Genomic DNA, 16,910 nt, shown 5'->3' with positions numbered 1-16,910 from the left:
GCAAGACTATATGGCGGGGCTCCGGCATTTTAAGAAAACCATCACTGACTTGAATTGGCAAAATTTGGATGTTAGTGATGTGTTTGAATTTAAATGATTATTTATGGGGATCCCTCAGGTAAAAACCTATCACGTTGTAAGCCGTTTTTGTATAGCTCTGATGGATGACAATTTGAGGTAGCAACAAGGACCATTCCATGAGCAAACAACGAATCGAATAGCCGTGCCATTATTATTGCGTCACCAATGTCAGTAACGAAAAATTCATCAAAACACAGCACTTTCGATTCTTGTGCCCATTGTACAGCAATATTGGCTAATGGATTATTTAGCCCTTGAATACAGTTAAGTCGGTTATGCACCTTTTTCATAAAATGGTGAAAATGTAAGCGTTGTTTAGGTATGCCTTGCAAAGATTCGAAAAACATATCCATGAGCATGGTTTTACCGCGCCCCACAGGCCCGTATAAATAAATACCACGACATCGCGCGTTATTTATTAATTGCCGATGTAATTGCGCAAGTTCTGTAACTGCATGCTCCTGTTTACTGTCAAAGTTGAGTTTGCCCGCCAGCAACAGTTGTTGATATTGTTCGTGCATAGTACCTTAAAACTATTTAGAGTGTTTTGAACTATTCGATATAATCGAAAGCGACAACTTACTGTCGAATAAAACAATTTTGATTATTTTCCCGCGTGTAAAATGGAGTTCAAATGTCTGATGCACTCAAACAACTACGCAGAGTTATGGAAAGCTATTCTCCCATATCTCAAACAACATGGCAGCAAATAGTCTCCTTGTGTACGCAAAGCACTTATAAAAAGGATCAATACATTTATCCTTATGGCGAGTTGCCTAACAGTTTTGCTTTTATAAACCGTGGCATTGTTAGGCTATTTGCCTGCGACCATCAAGGTCATGAGTATAACAAGCGCTTTTTTTGCGCTGGTGAGTTTCCCGGTATAATGAGTGCACTTCATCAACAAAAAGCCGTTGAGCAGGGGATTCAATGTTTGCAAGACTGCGAAGTGTTATTAATCAATTTCAAAGCTTATCGTGAGATCTTGTTCGATAACCCTGAACTAATGCGTTTTCAAATTAAGTATCTTGAAAAAAATTGGTTGCTTGAAAAAGACCAACGTGAAATTTGCTTAATTCAGCAAGATGCCACCGAGCGATACCTGCTATTTTTGAAACAAAACAGTGCTTTGGTTGAACAAATTCCTCAATACCATCTAGCGTCACATTTAGGTATTAGTGCCACACAATTAAGTAGGATCAGAAAATCATTAAAAACTTCGAGTTCATTTACATAGGTAAATGAACCGCGAGCGCTGAGTGATTATGCTGCATCTATGATTACTTAGAGGTAGAGAAACTAATGCAAGCCGAATCACTTACTCATCTTCAACCGATGCTGCAATGGAGATACGCAGTTCGTCGCTTTTCCGATGAAATTGTCAGTGACACCAAATTAAATCAAGTCTTAAAAGACACTCGATTAAGCCCGTCTTCTTATGGCTTACAGCCTTATAAACTGTTAGTTATCAAAAATCGTGAAATAAAGGACAAGTTAGTCGAAGCTAGCTACGGACAAGAAAAAATCACACTAAATAGTCATTTACTTGTTCTAGCCGCTGATATGAGCCCAATAACCGAAATGGTTGAACAGTATGTCCTTAGGTACTCGCTGCATAACGACCTCATTGGTAAAAAGCTCAACGCAATGAAGCAAACTATGCTCAGTTCCGTTGCCAAATTTGATAAGCCAACACAGTACCAATGGGCATCAGAACAGGCGTATATCGCACTGAGTACGTTGTTACTTTCAGCTGCTTCTCTTAAAGTGGATGCTTGTCCAGTGGGTGGTATAGATAAGGACAAATTTGACCAAATTTTAGAACTAGATAAGTTTAGGCTCAAAACAGTTATAGCCTGCCCAATCGGCTATCGCCATCCATTAGATCACGTTGCGCATGCTAACAAAGTTAGAAAGCCAATTGAAGATCTGGTTATTAAGGTAGATTAATATGACGTTTACTATCCTTGCATTTTTTGCAGGCGCAGCAATTGCACTGCAAGCCAGTATGAACGCTCAATTGGGCAGCTTACTAAAAAACCCTATTTTGGCAACAGTCTGTGCATTTTCTTTTAGCGCATTTTTTTCTTTGCTTGCACTGAGTGCCTCAAATAACAGCGCTCCAAGCGCCAAGCTCGTTGCCAATGTGCCTTGGTATCTATGGGGAGTAGGTGGTATTTTGAGTACTGCGGGCGTTGGCTTATGTTACTTTTTGATCCCCAAAATGGGCGTTGGCAATTTGATGTCATTTGTACTGAGCGGTCAGCTATTAATGGCGATGCTAATTTCACATTATGGCTGGTTTAGTGTGCCTCAAGCGAGTATCTCACTACAAAAATTAATCGGGATTATTGCCATGATTATCGGCTTGATACTTGTTAATAAAGACTTTAGCGCGAGTTAATTGTTACGTTTCCATGGGGTACAACATCAACCCCATGATGTATATTCTGTTATTTATAAACTGATAAACTCGTCTGCTCCTCCTCGCAAACTGCCTTGATTGCGGGATGTTTGGCTAATCCTTTAAGGTAACGATTGAGATTAGCAAAACTTAATGGCGGTTTTTTCATCTCATCAGCCCAAATACAGAGCATAAACATATAACAATCGCACACTGTAAACTGATCGTTTACCATGTACGTTTTGTCACCAATGTGCTTGTTCAATATAGCCAAACACTCACTTACTCTAGATTGCTGCGTGTTAACTATATCGTCATACATGATGGCGCTTTGCGTGTGCCGTTCAGGATAAAAGTAAACCATTAATTCGTTTTGCACAGTGGTCGTTAAATACATCAGCCACTGATAAAACTGTGCTTTTGCTTTCGCCTCTGTTGGTATTAAATGACCATCGGGGTGTTTTTCACATAAATATAAGCAAATAGCGGCACTTTCAAATAGCACAAAGTCATCGTCTACCAGTGTCGGTATTCGCCCCGTTGGGTTGATTTTCAAATATTGCGCAGATTTTTGAACAACTTTCTTGCGGTCAACTAACTCTAGTTGAAATGGAACGCCCAGTGCTTTCAAAACAAAATGCGGCGCAAGGCTTGCGTTTCGAGGATAATAAAAAAGTGTGTACATATACTACCTTTATGATTGGTTAATATTTCATTAGAAACCTAAGCTCCTTTTTTGGTGGGTTCTATTGAACTGTAGGTGAGCATCCTCTATTTAACAAATCAATTTTTACTTATTATGTCAGTATTTTATACTTTTTTGTTCCTAAATCACTCCGTTTGAAATGAAAACGCCGACATAAGTCGGCGCTGTAAATCCTTAAGGCGTATAATATATCGGTGAGTTTGGCCCAACCGGTAAGCCAAATCCAAATACCCAGATATAGAACAATAATACCCAACCAACAAAAAAGCACATGCTATAAGGCAGCATCGTTGCAACCAACGTACCTATGCCCATATCCTTCTTATATTTGGTGGCAACTGCCAAGATCAGTCCAAAATAACTCATCATAGGTGTAATTAAGTTAGTCACAGAGTCACCTATCCTATAGGCCGCTTGAATGGTCTCAGGCGCATAGCCTATCAACATCAGCATAGGTACAAAGATAGGAGCTGTCACCGCCCACTGCGCCGATGATGAACCTAAGCTCAAATTTACAACTGCACACATGAATATGAATAACACGAATACTTCAGGACCAGTAAGATTAAGTGCAGTAAGCAGGGCGGCACCATTGATTGCTAAAATAGTACCTAGGTTAGTCCATTTGAAGAATGCCACAAACTGCGCTGCAAAAAACACCAGTACAATGTACATGCCCATTGAACTCATGGACTTACTCATCGCGTTTATCACGTCGCGGTCATTTTTCATCGTTCCTACCACGCGCCCATAAACAAAGCCTGGTATCGCAAACGTCACAAAGATAAAGACCACGATTCCCTTTAAAAACGGAGAACCAGCCACAAGGCCTGTTTCAGGATGACGCAATATGCCATTGTCGGGCACGATTGTCAGAGCAAGTAAAATAGATACGATTAACAGTGTCACTCCTGCCCATTTTAGGCCAGACTTTTCTTTTGCTGATAAGTGCTCAATATTGTTTTCACCCAAGTCGATGCTTGCATCATTTGGGTTATATTTGCCAAGGCGCGGCTCAACAATTTTTTCCGTTACCCAAGTACCAACAATGGCGATTAAAAACACCGACACCATCATAAAATACCAGTTCGCTTCTGGGCCTACCTGATATGTTGGGTCGATCATTTGTGCCGCTGGCGTAGTAATACCAGCAAGTAATGGGTCAATAGTACCTAGCAATAAGTTTGCACTATAACCACCCGATACCCCAGCAAATGCAGCAGCTAAACCAGCTAATGGGTGACGCCCTAAACTATGGAAAATCATCGCAGCTAACGGGATCAGCACTACATAACCAAGTTCAGACGCGGTGTTAGACAATATCGCTGCAAATACAATCATGAAAGTAACTAAACGTTTTGAAGCGCCCATTACCATGCCACGCATTGCAGCTGATAGTAGCCCCGAGTGCTCAGCAACACTTACGCCTAACAGGGCCACCAGCACGGTGCCCAGTGGCGCAAACCCTGTAAAATTAGTAACCAAGCCAGTAACAATTTTTTGTAAACCTTCTGCGCTTAGCAAACTAACAACTTCAATAATGCCATCTGGGTCACGACCTTTTGCACCTTCTGGACGCGGGTCAATCGCACTTAATCCCATCCAATCGGCAATACCGCTGAACACAACAATCGCGATACAGAACATCGCAAATAAAGTGATAGGGTGGGGTAACATATTCCCCAAAAACTCAACAGTGGCTAAAAATCGGTTAAACCAACCTTTATTTTCCTGCTGATCATCGGCTTGTGTCTCTACAACATTTGACATAGCTTATAATCTCTAATTCTAAAAATTTGCAGTAATTTACCATTTTTTAGCTTTACTATCACATAGATTCGTTGGCCAGCCACTTTAGCAAGACAAAATGATTCAACTTAAGCCAATTGAGCACCCGACTAATGCTATTGGAGCATTAAAATAGCGATAATTGGTTTTTATCAATGTTTATTGGCACCGTTTTTTTAAGGCTTCTACCGCGCCTTGATGCGTGTTTTTTAATAACTCGCTTAGTTTCTGCGCTGTTTAAATGCTGCTTGTAATAGCTGGAGATCTTAAGTTTCGCTTGTCTTGCTGCTTCATCAGGTAGTATTTTTGGCCTGTCGTAGCAGTCTGTTTTTAAGCCAGTGTACAACCAAGGCATATGAATGTAGCTGTCAGGCACATGTGCAAGCTCAGGTATGTACCTTCGGATAAACTCGCCTTTGGGATCAAACTTTTGCCCTTGCATTAAGGGGTTATAAATACGAAACGGATTGATGCCGGTTGTGCCGGATTGCATCTGAACTTGCGGGTAATGGATGCCAGGCTCGTAATCTACAAACGTACTTGCTAAATAAGCAGCTGTTTTGGGCCAGTCCAGCCATAAATGGTAGCTGGCGTAGGCAACTAACATTGCCCTCATGCGAAAATTAATCCAACCAGTTTGAATCAGCATTCTCATGCAAGCGTCAACAAACGGAACACCTGTTTGCCCAAGTTTCCAACGCGCAAAACTGGCCTCATCAAAATCGCTTTCGCGCATACTAACTAGCGAACGATTTACTGCTTGCGTTTCATATCTGGGTTCTGATTCTAGTTTTTGTACAAAGTGACTGTGCCAATATAGTCTGGCCAAAAATCCTGACCTTTGCCGTTTATCTACTTGCAGCTCGCAGGCCATTTGCATCACTTTTTTTAAACTCAGCACGCCATAACATAGATAAGGACTCAATCGAGAACTAGATGTTACTGATTTTACCGGACTGGATATACCAAACAGATAATGATTAATCCGCTGTTCAAAAAAACTGTGTAGTGTTGCGTTTGCGGCATCCACAGAGCCTTGTTGCATTTGCTTGGCAGCAAAGCTATCGTTGCCGGGGTAGTGGTCTAACAGATGTAATCCGCTGTGATAACTGAGCACTGAGCGCACTTGGCTGGGCGCCGGCAATGACTCGCTGTCTAGCCATTCATTAGCACGGGTTTGCCATGAATCTCGATTTAGCCGACCTCTAAAAACCGCTTGTTGCCGATATTCCTGTATTTTTACGTGCTTGTCTTTACACCATAAATAAACTGCTTTATCCCTTGCATACGTCCACTGGTTGCCCGTTTCTTGATGGCAAAATAGCGCTTTTATAGGATATTTTTGATGAATTTTGCTCAGTATATCTGCCACATTGCCACTGCGAACACATAAAAAGCCCCCTAATTTTTCGAGCTGTTTGGCGTAAGAAAGTACAGCTTGTGCGATAAACGAAAATTGCCTCGCGCTGGTATCATCAAGCTGCCAATATTGCGGTTCTATAACGTATAAAAATAAAGTTGGCTCGGCGCATTTTTGACTATGGTGCAGCGGCGCATGGTCATCAACCCTAAAATCCCGCTTTAGCCAAACAACATTAATCACTTGCCACGCCTTTAAAAAGTAAGGGATAGCGCCTGATCCGTTTACCAATGTAATCATCGGCCAAAACTTGCGCTATGATTCTCTCAATATTGTCATCTACTTCAAACACCCATTCAAAGCGCTCAACGGCAAGTAGTAAACCTTTTTTTAAAAACGGCTGTTGTTTAAAAGCGTTACAATTGCTTTTTACAATATCAAGTTTGTGAGGGTTAGCCTTAAGCTCCTCTAACGCAGCATAAATAAACTGTAAGCCTCTGCTATCGCCGCCGTTCTTTTTTTGTCTGTTATGCCTGCGTGTCATACATCTCGCTAGTCACTGTCAATTTGCTTTTTAATTGCGTCAATCTTGGCAATAAAATCGTCTTTATGTTTATCGTGCTCGTAATCAAGGTGATACGTGTTATGAAAGCCATAGCGCATCAGTACGCCACTGCCTTGAAAGTAAATCGTATAAGCATCAATATCTGAAAACGCTGTAATGCCATCAAAGAACTTACCCTCTGGTGTTACTTCACCATGCTTTTGTATGTATTCGTAAACACTGAGTATCGTTTTACTGTCTAAATCGTTTTTCATGATGACTCCATTTCGTTGTCTTTGTTACGTATTAGAATTAGGGTAAGATCAATAAAATACAAGTATTAAGTCAATTAGCGCCATGCAAATTCAGTTTTTGGGCACCTCATCAGGCAGCCCAAGTCGTTATCGCAACATGTCAGCCGTTGCAGTTTCCTTTGACTCAGCCAAACAGTGGCTACTTGTTGACTGCGCTGAAGGCACGCAACATCAAATATTAGAAACCAATTTATCACCCGCTAAATTAGCGGTGATCTGTATCACCCATATTCATGGCGATCACTGTTATGGCTTGCCAGGTCTGTTATCGAGTATGTCGTTATGTGGCAGAAGCGAACCTGTATCGCTGATAGCGCCGCAAAAACTCATTCATTTTATTCATGCAAGTTTAGCGCTGACCGATGTTAAGCTCGGTTTTGATTTGATTTGCCATAATGTTGAAGAATTAAAGGCACCACTAAAACTTTCTTTGTGCCAAATAGAAGCCATTGAGCTCAAGCATCGAGTACCTAGCTTTGGCTATAAAATCACAGAAACGCAAATACCTAAAAAGTTAAAAATAGAGCAATTAAAAGCTGACAATATTGAAAGTGGCCCGCATTACAATGCTCTGCAAAAAGGTCATGATGTTGTGTATAAAAACATAACACTCCATGCTAAAGAGTATACCTTTGACAGTTGGCGTCCTCGCACCGTGATTATTTGCGGAGACAATGAAAAACCTGCAAAACTAGCCAATTACCTAAGCGATGTTGACTTGCTCGTTCACGAAGCAACGTTTACCCATGCAGATTTACTAAAAGTGGGTACTCATACTGGACATTCTGATGCTAAAAGAGTGGCCGAATTTGCTCAACAACATGCCGTTGCACGCCTGGCTTTAACTCACTTAAGCGTACGCTATCATGGCCCAGGTATGCTCGAGCCTCTAAAACGAGAAGCATGCGAACATTACCAAGGCGAGTTATATTTTGCTGAAGATTTATTGAGTTTGACTATCCCGAAGCAAAGCTTGTAGTAATTCTTGATCTGCCTGAACCACAATCGCATAGCGCTGTGCCGCAGTTATCAATTCATCAAGGTGGGGCTTGAGTTTTTCAACACATGCTTGTTGAAAAAGCGTCGAACGTCTATCGCCACGCATATGCGCTAACGCCAACGTATGGCCACAGCTTGTTGCATATTGAATAAAACCATTTTTTAACGCGGCACGTTTACCCAGCATGAAATCTTCTGGGTCACAGCCAACACGTGCGTGATGCCTAGAGCGTACTAACCAGTGTTTGTCTTGCCAGTATACGTCATCCAGTACAATATCTGGGCGGCGCTGCATTTTTCGTTGGCAATTAACAGTCAAATGGGCTGCATTTAAGCGATTTATTGGACTCAGGTCTGTGAAATAGTGAAGAGGCGCAGCCAAACGCTGTTGTTTAACCTCTACGATGTGGCACAAATGAAACGCTTGTTCGCACATTTTTGCACTTTGAGGGCCTACAAGTAGATAATAACGCGTCAGGTTATGTGAGCCAGTGCCAGCACTTAAGCGCTCAACCACATCTAGGATCTCATCATCTGCATAAGGTGAAAAAGTATCAATGAGATCATTATAAACTTGTGGATTTAAGCGTCTAAAGCGCTGCTCATCTTCTTTAAAAGCCAATGGCAAGGTAGCAAAATCAAGTTCCTTAGCCAAGGTGCTGGTCGTTTTAAACGCGGCACCACCTGCTTTTCTTTGCAGTGCTTTTTGCCAACGCTTATGCAGGATATGCTCATTGTCGAACGATGACAAAGCCGATTGTGTCGTGAGCTTATCATCAACAGAATCCTGACAAGTTTGCAGGTACGATTGTAAAAAAGCGTGTGCGCCTTCGTAGACTTGCTCTTTGTTCACTAACGGCTTTTGTCTAATTTTGATGTCATCAGAATTCATTTGCTGCTCTGCTGCATGATGACGGGCTAAATACAAACTCGTAATAAATCGAAATAGATCCCACACTGCATGACCTACGCAGGCGTCATCAAAATCATTTGGGGTGAATATAATGGTGTCACCGTGTGAGCCTTCTTCACTAATAAAACCAAAATTTGCTGTATGACAATCGCCTAAAATGCAAGTGAGTGGAATTTCAAACAAAGGAGCGGGTAAGGATATGGCGTTTTGAGCAAAGTCGCTGTACATCAAAGCTGCACTACCGCGTAAAAACAAAAACGGACTACTGGCCATTTTTACGTGCTTTTGTAATGTTCCAATTGTTTGTACGCCGTCAATCTTAGTTAGTATGGTTTGGATTTGCGCGCTTCTATTCATTTATACTCTCCTCGTTTTGGCATCATCAGCCATTGGTCCATATTTTAGAGTGAGCAATATAACCATTGATTTAGCTGAGAGCTTTCTAAAATACCTTACCCCACGCTAACCAAACGCTATGACAATTTAGTTGCAATAATATGACTTAAACTCGTTCTATTTATACAGTTTTGCTAATTATTGAAACAAGTTATTGCAAGATACAAATTAATAGCCTGAGCAGACTAATCTCAATGATAAAACCCCACACTTTAGTACCATTTTAAACTGTAATAAGAGAGGGCTTATGACGAAAAACGCATTTTTATGACTATTTGTTTAATGAGCAACCAACCAAATTAACGCCAGTTTGAAAATCCGTCAATATGTGAGATATATTTTATCTGTATCTGAGATTACCTCACTGTATCTAACGCGTTACTTTTAGGGATGCATTGTAAAATTCACAATACATACTAAAGACCAATCAAATCTGTTCACAAATTGACTACGCGCTGATTTTTTCATTCTCTATACATATAGCCAAATCAAATTAACTTATTTTCGATATGGCTAGTTGTCGTGCTTTGGCGGTGCAGTCAAACACAATAATAATAATTAAACCGATAGGATGTAGTATGCGCAATTTCAACCTTAGTAAAGTCGCACTTAGCTTAGCGACACTATTAGCCGCAGGCTTCAGCTACGCTGTTGAGCAAGACGGCGTTGAAGAAGTAGAAAAAATTCAAATAACAGGCTCTCGTATCGCCCGCTCTAGTGCACAAATGACCACTCCAACTACAGTGCTTGACGCCAAAGCTATTGAAATGTCGGGTGTTAAGAATATTGGCGACCTCATGCATAAATTGCCAGCGATGATTGATGGTGTGGGTGGGGTGACTGCGCGAGATCAAAACGGCAGCGGCTTATCTTCAGCAGGTCAAGAACTGGTCAACCTGCGCGGTTTGGGCACAGAGCGAAGCCTAGTATTAGTTAACGGACGTCGTCACGTACCTGGTGATGCTGGTAACTCTGCGGTTGATTTAGCGATGATCCCATCAGCTCTAGTTGAGCGAGTAGAGATAATCACAGGTGGCGCATCTGCCATTTATGGTGCCGATGCCGTAACTGGCGTTGTAAACTTCATTATGAAAAAAGACTTTGTTGGTCTTGAAGTTGACGCATCTTATGGTGAAAGTGCACAAAGTGATGCAGCAAGTGAAGACTTATCAATAACCTTTGGCCAAGACTATGCAAATGGCAAGGGTAACTTTACTGTTCATGCTACCTACTCAAAACGAGACGAGCTCAAAGCTACAGACCGTGATTACGCAAATATGAACCACTCTTTTTTGCCTAATCCAGAAAATACAGGCCCAAATGATGGGATTGCTGACACCGTATACATCAATGACCTGCGCTTCCAAGCACTCAGTGCAGAAGGATTAATTTATGTCCCTAATGAGAACTACTTTTTCGGTGATATGCCCATCACACATGCTCCAGTACCTACCTTTGCGAATGATCCAATTACTTTCCCATTTGGTAAGGTAGGATATGACACCTTTACGCTAGACCGTACAGATGGTCACTTCAGACCTTTCGAAAGCGGCTCGTTTTGTGATGGACCTGTACAATGTGACGGTGGTGACGGCTTTAGAACGCCTGAAACAATTTATCTAGTTGCACCAAGTGACAGATTGTTATTCGACTTTGGTACGCGCTACGACATTGCCGATGACCTAACGCTGTACGCAAACGCAAAGTATGCAAAAGTTGAATCATTCGCGACAGGGCAAGCGAGTATTTTCCATGATGATAACTTTGGACCGTTAGTCTCTTTAAAAATAGACAATCCCTTCTTACCTGAAGGGCTAAGACCATTAATGCAGGAACGCAGCTTAAACGAAGTTGCGCTGGCAGTTATTGGTTTGCCATCTAGCTCGGATAATACCCGCGAAACTCGTCAATTTACCTTCGGTGGTCAAGGCCAGTTTAGCGATTATGACTATGAGTTTTATGTTCAGCATGGTCAAGTAGATGCCGATATATATGAAAGAACCACTTATAATGAGCGCTATTACCGTGCCTTGGATGCAACAACCAATGAAGCTGGTGAGGCGGTATGTCGTGATACATCTGACCCTGCTTGTGTTCCTTATAACCCGATGTTTAAACAAGCTTCAGCTGCTGCGTTAGCTTATGCAAGCGTTAATCTACATCGCCAGCAGCAAATGAAGCAAACCTTGGCAAGCTTTGTAATTAATGGTGATTTGGGCTCAACCGATCTTGGTCCTATCGCTTTTGCTGCAGGCCTTGAATATCGTAAAGAAGAATCGTCAGATGAACCAGATCCTTTAACTTATGGCCGAGATGAAAATGGTGTCGGTCTTGGCTTAGTTGGATTAACCACAGGCCAAAGCCCTGAAACAAACCTATTCTTTAGCCCTGTAAAAGGTAGTTACGATGTTAAAGAACTATTTGCCGAAGTGAGCGTGCCACTACTAGCTGATTTACCTTTCATTGAGAGCCTTGATGTAGAAGTTGCAGGGCGTTATGCCGATAACAGCATTACTGGTGGTGATTTCACGTATAAAGGCGGTTTTAATTGGCAAATAGGGTACGACATTGGCTCAAGAATAAGCTTTTCCCGAGCCGTACGAGCCCCCAATGTTGCCGAACTGTTCAAGCCAACAACCGCTGGCGCTGGCAGGCTAACTGATCCATGTCATGCAGAAAACCTAGTCGCAAAAGAGTCAGTTACTGCAAACCGCAAAGCTAACTGTGCAGCATTAGGTCTATCACCTGATTTTCAGTCAAATGCGTCTTTTGGCACGGTATTACAACATACTAAGGGAAACCTTGAATTAAAACCCGAAACCGCTGACACGCTAACCGTTGGTCTAACGTATACACCAAGCGCTGACTTTAATTTGTCAATTGATTATTGGGATATCGAAATAACCGACGCAATCACTGAGGTTAGTGGTACCGATGTACTTGAAAACTGTGTAGATGGCTCTGCTCTAGATAGTACTTTTTGTGACAAAATCAGACGAGCTGACGACGGCAAAATTCTCTATGTTTCAGTCAATAACATTAACGCCGCTAAATTTACAGCCAAAGGGGTAGATGTTGAGAGTATGTTAGCTTTTGATTTACCGCTAGGGCGCTTAGATTTTCGCGCTAATCTCTCATATCTTGACGAGCGTATTTCTGAGCAAAACCCAAAGGCTGGCTTACCAACCGAAAACGAAGCAGGCAGTCGCCGTTATCCGCGCGTAAGAGCAAATATTGCTACTACCTATCAGTATGAAGATATTTCTGCGAGCTTGAACACTAACTATGTTGGCAGCGCGACATTTGATAAAACCAGATCTGATGAGTATTACCCTAAAGAATTTGGTAACAATATCCCAAGCTATACAACACACAACTTACGTATTAATTACAACGCAACTGATGAGCTAATGCTTTATATGGGTATCAATAACTTAGGTGATAAAAAGCCGCCTAAATTACCGCTGCTGAACCAAGGTAACATGTTTTATGATGCCGTTGGCCGAACATACAGAGCAGGTTTAAAGTACAAGTTTTAATCTTACACTTTACATTTAACAGCAAAAAAGCAGAGCCCAGCTCTGCTTTTTTATCTGCATAATCGTTAGATTAACGCGCGTTTGTGCTTTCGAAAATTTTATCTGCTGATGCCGCTACAAACCCAGTGTAGATTTCACCATCTGGTTTTTCATAGCGAAGCGCAAATTCATAGAAGCAACTTGGAATGCTAAACTCACCATCACTAAACTTAACATTGAAGTGATCAGCAAGTGTTGACGATTGCTCAAGTAACACCTCTGGTGAACCTTTGATTTCGCCACCAGAGCTGTTTAGTTCAAAACCAGCGTCTTTCAGTGCTTGGTTAACCGCTTCAATGGTGCTGAAGTTTTGCAAATAGTTAATGCTCACGGTGAAGTGGTTTGCACGGTAACCCCATGCAGCCATCCACGCAGCATATTCGCTTTCTTCTAATAACTGCTTGTACTGCTCGTGGCTAACTTGCCAGTGTGTACCTGAGTATAAAAAGTTGTCGGCAGTGATAGCACTTTCATCAATCTGTGCAACCATATCTTTCACAATTGCTTGTAATTGTGGAGAAAACTTCTCAACTAATAGCTCTGAAATAAACACTTTTGGCTTTGTTGGATCTGAGTGTTCAAAATGCTTTGCGTATAGCTTTTTAGCTTCGAAATGGTATTCGCCACACTCTTTGTAACCAACCGCTTTGAAGTGTGCTGCTAGTTTTTCTAGGCCAACTTTCTCAAGGTTGAAAGTACGTAGTGCAATGTGGTCATTGATCACATCATCTTTTTGCGTTGAACCTAGCAGCTCATGAACTTTAACAGCTGAAGGTGTTACCGAAAGATAATTATTCCAAAGTTCGTCAAATAGTTGATCAACATTGTTGTGCATAATGGGTTCCTTAATTTTGCGGATTGTCCGCGTTAACTTGGTGCGATTAAGCCCGACGCAACAAGTTTATAAAGTAAACGTTCTCACAGAGTCACCGTTGTTTAATGCCAACGCTTTAGCGACACTCGCATCAACAAATAATGTATTGCTCTGTTCATCATAAGAACATTTATCAGTAAAAGTTGCCTTAAAGTTTGCAAGCCCTTGGTTTGATATTGCACGTGCCTTTCCGGTTACATCGCTACGTATCTCAATGTGTGCCACCACGGAGCGCTGAACAGTGCGAATGTTCTTTAACTTAGCTTCAACCGTAGGACCTGCATCAAATAAATCAATATAACCTCTGTGCTCAAAGCCTTCTTTTTGCAGTAACTTTAAAGCTGGTTTAGTCTTTTCGTGCACTTTGCCAATCACGGCCTGTGCCTCTTCGCTCAGTAAATTAGCGTAAATAGGGTACTTGGGCATCAATTCACTGATAAACACCTTGTCACCCAAACCTACTAAATGGTCGGCTTGCGGAAACTCGATGCTGAAAAAGTGCTCTTGTAACCACTTCCAAAACGGTGAATTACCGTTGGCATCACTTACGCCGCGCATTTCTGCGATAACCGTTTCGCTAAAACGCTCACTATGATCAGCCATAAACACAAAGCGCGAACGGCTTAAAAAGCGCCCAGCTAAGCCTTTGCGAAATGGCTCTCTTAAAAACAAGGTACAAATTTCGCTGCAACCTGTGTAGTCATTACACATGCTCAAGATGTCAACGGTATTGTAAACATCAAGCGTGCGTGAATGATGCACAGTTTTACCTAAATGATAGTGATAAAGGGGAACCTGCATGCCCACAGCCGCTTCAATGGCGGTAGTGCCCATGATTTCGCCTGTTTCGCTATCTTCAAGTACAAACACATAACCTTCATCAAACGGTTTAGACAGTGTTTTGCTGAAGCTTTTTTCAGAGCGCGCTATTTTGTCTTGTAATATCTGGTCGTCTACTGGTAACGACGTAAAGCCGTGACCAGACTCTATGGCGATTTGTTTAAAAGCTGCGAAATCGCGACTCGCTATCGGTCTTAATATCTGCATAATTGCATCCAAAGGGAGGCGGTTACACCTCCCAAACCGATTAAGCGCTAGCTGCTTGCGCCGTAGCTGCTACAACATCAGCTACCGCCATTTCAAAGCGCGCTAAGCCAGCTGTAATATCTTCATTAGGAATAACCAATGAAGGTGTAAAACGAAGTACGTTAGTACCAGCAACTAGCGTCATTAGACCATGCTTGGTGCTTGCTAGCATAAAATCACGCGCGCGATCTTTGTAGCTATCGTTAAGTACCGCACCTAGTAACAAACCTTTACCACGTACTTCTGCAAATACGTTGTACTTGTCGTTAATCGCATTTAGGCCATCGCGGAATAGTTGCTCTTTAACTTTAACTTGGCTTAACACTTCCGGTGTATTTACGGTATCGAACGCAGCTTCTGCCACGGCACACGCCAGTGGGTTACCGCCGTATGTAGAGCCGTGAGTACCTACTTTAAGGTGTTTAGCGATTGCATCAGTGGTGATCATAGCGCCGATTGGGAAACCGCCGCCCAGAGCTTTTGCTGTGCTTAAGATGTCTGGCGTTACACCAAGGCCTTGGTATGCGTAAAGCTCACCTGTACGGCCAACACCTGATTGTACTTCATCGAAGATCAACAAGGCATTGTGCTTGTCACAGAGTGCGCGCACGCCTTCAACAAACTCTTTAGTTGCAGTGATGATACCGCCTTCGCCTTGTAGTGGCTCCATCATAACCGCACAGGTTTTGTCGCTGATAAGCTTTTCGAATGCTGCTAAATCGTTGTAATCGCAGTGTACGATGTCAGCTGGCTTTGGACCAAAACCGTCAGAGTAAGCAGCTTGACCACCCACAGTTACTGTGAAGAAGGTACGACCGTGGAAACCTTTGTTAAATGCGATGATTTGTGTTTTGTCTTCGCCGTAATTATCCAGTGCAAAACGACGTGCAAGTTTAAGTGCCGCTTCGTTTGCTTCTGCGCCTGAGTTTGCAAAGTACACTTTGTCGGCAAACGTAGCGTCGGTGATTTTTTTTGCTAAACGCAATGCAGGCTCATTGGTCATTACGTTTGATAAGTGCCACAGTTTTTGGCCTTGTTCAGTCAATGCATTAACAAGCGCAGGGTGACAATGACCCAAACAGTTAACGGCAATACCACCGGCAAAGTCGATATACTCGTCGCCTTTTTGGTCCCATACACGTGAGCCCTTACCTTTAACAGGAATAACTTCTGATGGGTTGTAATTTGGTACCATAACCTGATCGAATAATTCGCGGTTAGCTTGCATGACGACGTCCTCTTATTTTACTTCAACTTGTTGTGCATCTTTTTTAAACAAAAATAAAGATGCTGATTTATCAACATTATTACGATGATTAACGTAAATTTGCAGTGCAAAAATACACAAATTGTTTAAAATAAAAGTCAAATTGACGAACAAATTTAGCAAAATGATAAATTCACAAGACGAAAAGCTGATTGCGTTGTTAAGAAGTAACGCCCGCGCCAGTATTTCAGATTTAGCAAGAAGCTTAGATTTATCACGCTCAACCGTGCAAAGCCGCTTACAAAAATTAGAGCAATCAGGGGTGATAAAAGGCTACAGCGTAGAGTTTGGACACGAGTACCTATCTGAGCGAGTAGAAGCCCATGTATCCATAAAAGTTAAACAAAAGCTCACCACCAAAACCAACATAGCTTTAAAGCACATGAGCAACATAAGCGCCTTGTACGCCATCAGCGGCGAATACGACATGATAGCGGTCGTAGAAGCACAAAGCCTGCAACAGCTCAGCATCATTTTGGATGACATCGGTAATTTAGAAGGGGTAGAGCGCACCAACTCCTCGGTTATTCTAGAAACCAAGTTTAAGCGTTAGGGTAGCGTGGTTCTCACCTATGGTTTGAGGTAGTTGTTAGGTCGGAT

Annotated in this window: 16 protein-coding genes; 6 read left to right on the top strand and 10 right to left on the bottom strand. The window is 42.1% G+C overall.

All coding sequences use genetic code 11. The annotated features are described in order from the left end of the window. Positions 1-101: 101 nt before the first annotated feature. Positions 102-602: a cell division protein ZapE gene (gene zapE, locus HC733_RS16660; protein WP_190366143.1), complete on the bottom strand. Its 501-nt coding sequence runs from the start codon at positions 600-602 to the stop codon at positions 102-104. Positions 603-715: 113 nt separating this feature from the next. On the opposite strand from zapE, the gene HC733_RS16655 reads away from it, so the two are divergent. The 3 genes from HC733_RS16655 to HC733_RS16645 all read left to right on the top strand — a co-directional run bounded on the left by HC733_RS16655 (position 716) and on the right by HC733_RS16645 (position 2,485). Then, on the top strand, positions 716-1,318 hold the full coding sequence (locus HC733_RS16655) for a Crp/Fnr family transcriptional regulator (protein ID WP_190366142.1): 603 nt from the start codon (positions 716-718) through the stop codon (positions 1,316-1,318). A gap of 65 nt (positions 1,319-1,383) precedes the next feature. Beyond that, on the top strand, positions 1,384-2,031 hold the full coding sequence (locus HC733_RS16650) for a nitroreductase family protein (RefSeq protein ID WP_190366141.1): 648 nt from the start codon (positions 1,384-1,386) through the stop codon (positions 2,029-2,031). Between the two features lies 1 nt (position 2,032). Beyond that, positions 2,033-2,485 (top strand): DMT family transporter, encoded by a 453-nt coding sequence (locus HC733_RS16645; RefSeq protein ID WP_190366140.1) that lies wholly within the window; start codon positions 2,033-2,035, stop codon positions 2,483-2,485. A 49-nt stretch (positions 2,486-2,534) separates the two neighbouring features. On the opposite strand, the gene HC733_RS16640 is transcribed toward HC733_RS16645, so the two are convergent. The 5 genes from HC733_RS16640 to HC733_RS16620 all read right to left on the bottom strand — a co-directional run bounded on the left by HC733_RS16640 (position 2,535) and on the right by HC733_RS16620 (position 7,158). Beyond that, positions 2,535-3,170: a glutathione S-transferase family protein gene (locus HC733_RS16640; RefSeq protein WP_190366139.1), complete on the bottom strand. Its 636-nt coding sequence runs from the start codon at positions 3,168-3,170 to the stop codon at positions 2,535-2,537. Positions 3,171-3,365: 195 nt separating this feature from the next. After that, positions 3,366-4,961, bottom strand: a complete 1,596-nt coding sequence (locus tag HC733_RS16635) for an AbgT family transporter (RefSeq protein WP_190366138.1) — start codon at positions 4,959-4,961, stop codon at positions 3,366-3,368. A 145-nt stretch (positions 4,962-5,106) separates the two neighbouring features. Further along, complete coding sequence (locus tag HC733_RS16630; RefSeq protein ID WP_190366137.1) at positions 5,107-6,582, bottom strand: FAD-binding domain-containing protein; 1,476 nt, start codon at positions 6,580-6,582, stop codon at positions 5,107-5,109. Continuing rightward, the gene (locus tag HC733_RS16625; RefSeq protein ID WP_190366136.1) at positions 6,575-6,883 is read right to left on the bottom strand and encodes a hypothetical protein; all 309 of its coding nucleotides are present in this window, start codon (positions 6,881-6,883) and stop codon (positions 6,575-6,577) included. The genes HC733_RS16630 and HC733_RS16625 overlap by 8 nt, the downstream gene beginning before the upstream one ends. An 8-nt stretch (positions 6,884-6,891) precedes the next feature. Continuing rightward, the gene (locus tag HC733_RS16620; protein ID WP_190366135.1) at positions 6,892-7,158 is read right to left on the bottom strand and encodes a DUF3081 family protein; all 267 of its coding nucleotides are present in this window, start codon (positions 7,156-7,158) and stop codon (positions 6,892-6,894) included. 82 nt (positions 7,159-7,240) lie between these two features. On the opposite strand from HC733_RS16620, the gene HC733_RS16615 reads away from it, so the two are divergent. Beyond that, complete coding sequence (locus tag HC733_RS16615) at positions 7,241-8,176, top strand: ribonuclease Z (protein WP_190366134.1); 936 nt, start codon at positions 7,241-7,243, stop codon at positions 8,174-8,176. Here HC733_RS16615 and HC733_RS16610 read toward each other — a convergent pair. Continuing rightward, positions 8,141-9,466, bottom strand: a complete 1,326-nt coding sequence (locus tag HC733_RS16610; protein ID WP_190366133.1) for a DUF2252 family protein — start codon at positions 9,464-9,466, stop codon at positions 8,141-8,143. The two genes, HC733_RS16615 and HC733_RS16610, sit on opposite strands and share 36 nt — an antisense overlap. A 617-nt stretch (positions 9,467-10,083) precedes the next feature. Between HC733_RS16610 and HC733_RS16605 the strand changes: the two genes are divergently transcribed. After that, positions 10,084-13,044 (top strand): TonB-dependent receptor domain-containing protein, encoded by a 2,961-nt coding sequence (locus HC733_RS16605; RefSeq protein WP_190366132.1) that lies wholly within the window; start codon positions 10,084-10,086, stop codon positions 13,042-13,044. 70 nt (positions 13,045-13,114) lie between these two features. Here HC733_RS16605 and HC733_RS16600 read toward each other — a convergent pair whose 3' ends face one another. From HC733_RS16600 to HC733_RS16590, 3 genes are all read right to left on the bottom strand, one after another. Further along, a complete protein-coding gene (locus HC733_RS16600; RefSeq protein ID WP_190366131.1) occupies positions 13,115-13,918 on the bottom strand; it encodes a DUF1338 domain-containing protein in 804 nt (267 codons plus the stop codon). A 66-nt stretch (positions 13,919-13,984) separates the two neighbouring features. After that, the gene (gene astA / locus HC733_RS16595; RefSeq protein ID WP_190366130.1) at positions 13,985-15,004 is read right to left on the bottom strand and encodes an arginine N-succinyltransferase; all 1,020 of its coding nucleotides are present in this window, start codon (positions 15,002-15,004) and stop codon (positions 13,985-13,987) included. A 40-nt stretch (positions 15,005-15,044) separates the two neighbouring features. After that, positions 15,045-16,271, bottom strand: coding sequence for an aspartate aminotransferase family protein (locus tag HC733_RS16590; RefSeq protein ID WP_190366129.1), 1,227 nt, complete (start codon positions 16,269-16,271; stop codon positions 15,045-15,047). Between the two features lie 142 nt (positions 16,272-16,413). Between HC733_RS16590 and HC733_RS16585 the strand changes: the two genes are divergently transcribed. After that, on the top strand, positions 16,414-16,863 hold the full coding sequence (locus tag HC733_RS16585; RefSeq protein ID WP_446727644.1) for an Lrp/AsnC family transcriptional regulator: 450 nt from the start codon (positions 16,414-16,416) through the stop codon (positions 16,861-16,863). Positions 16,864-16,910 lie beyond the last annotated feature (47 nt).

The sequence above is a fragment of the Pseudoalteromonas sp. S16_S37 genome, assembly GCF_014694405.1.
Taxonomy (GTDB): domain Bacteria; phylum Pseudomonadota; class Gammaproteobacteria; order Enterobacterales; family Alteromonadaceae; genus Pseudoalteromonas.
This window is presented reverse-complemented; position numbering and strand designations above follow the sequence as displayed.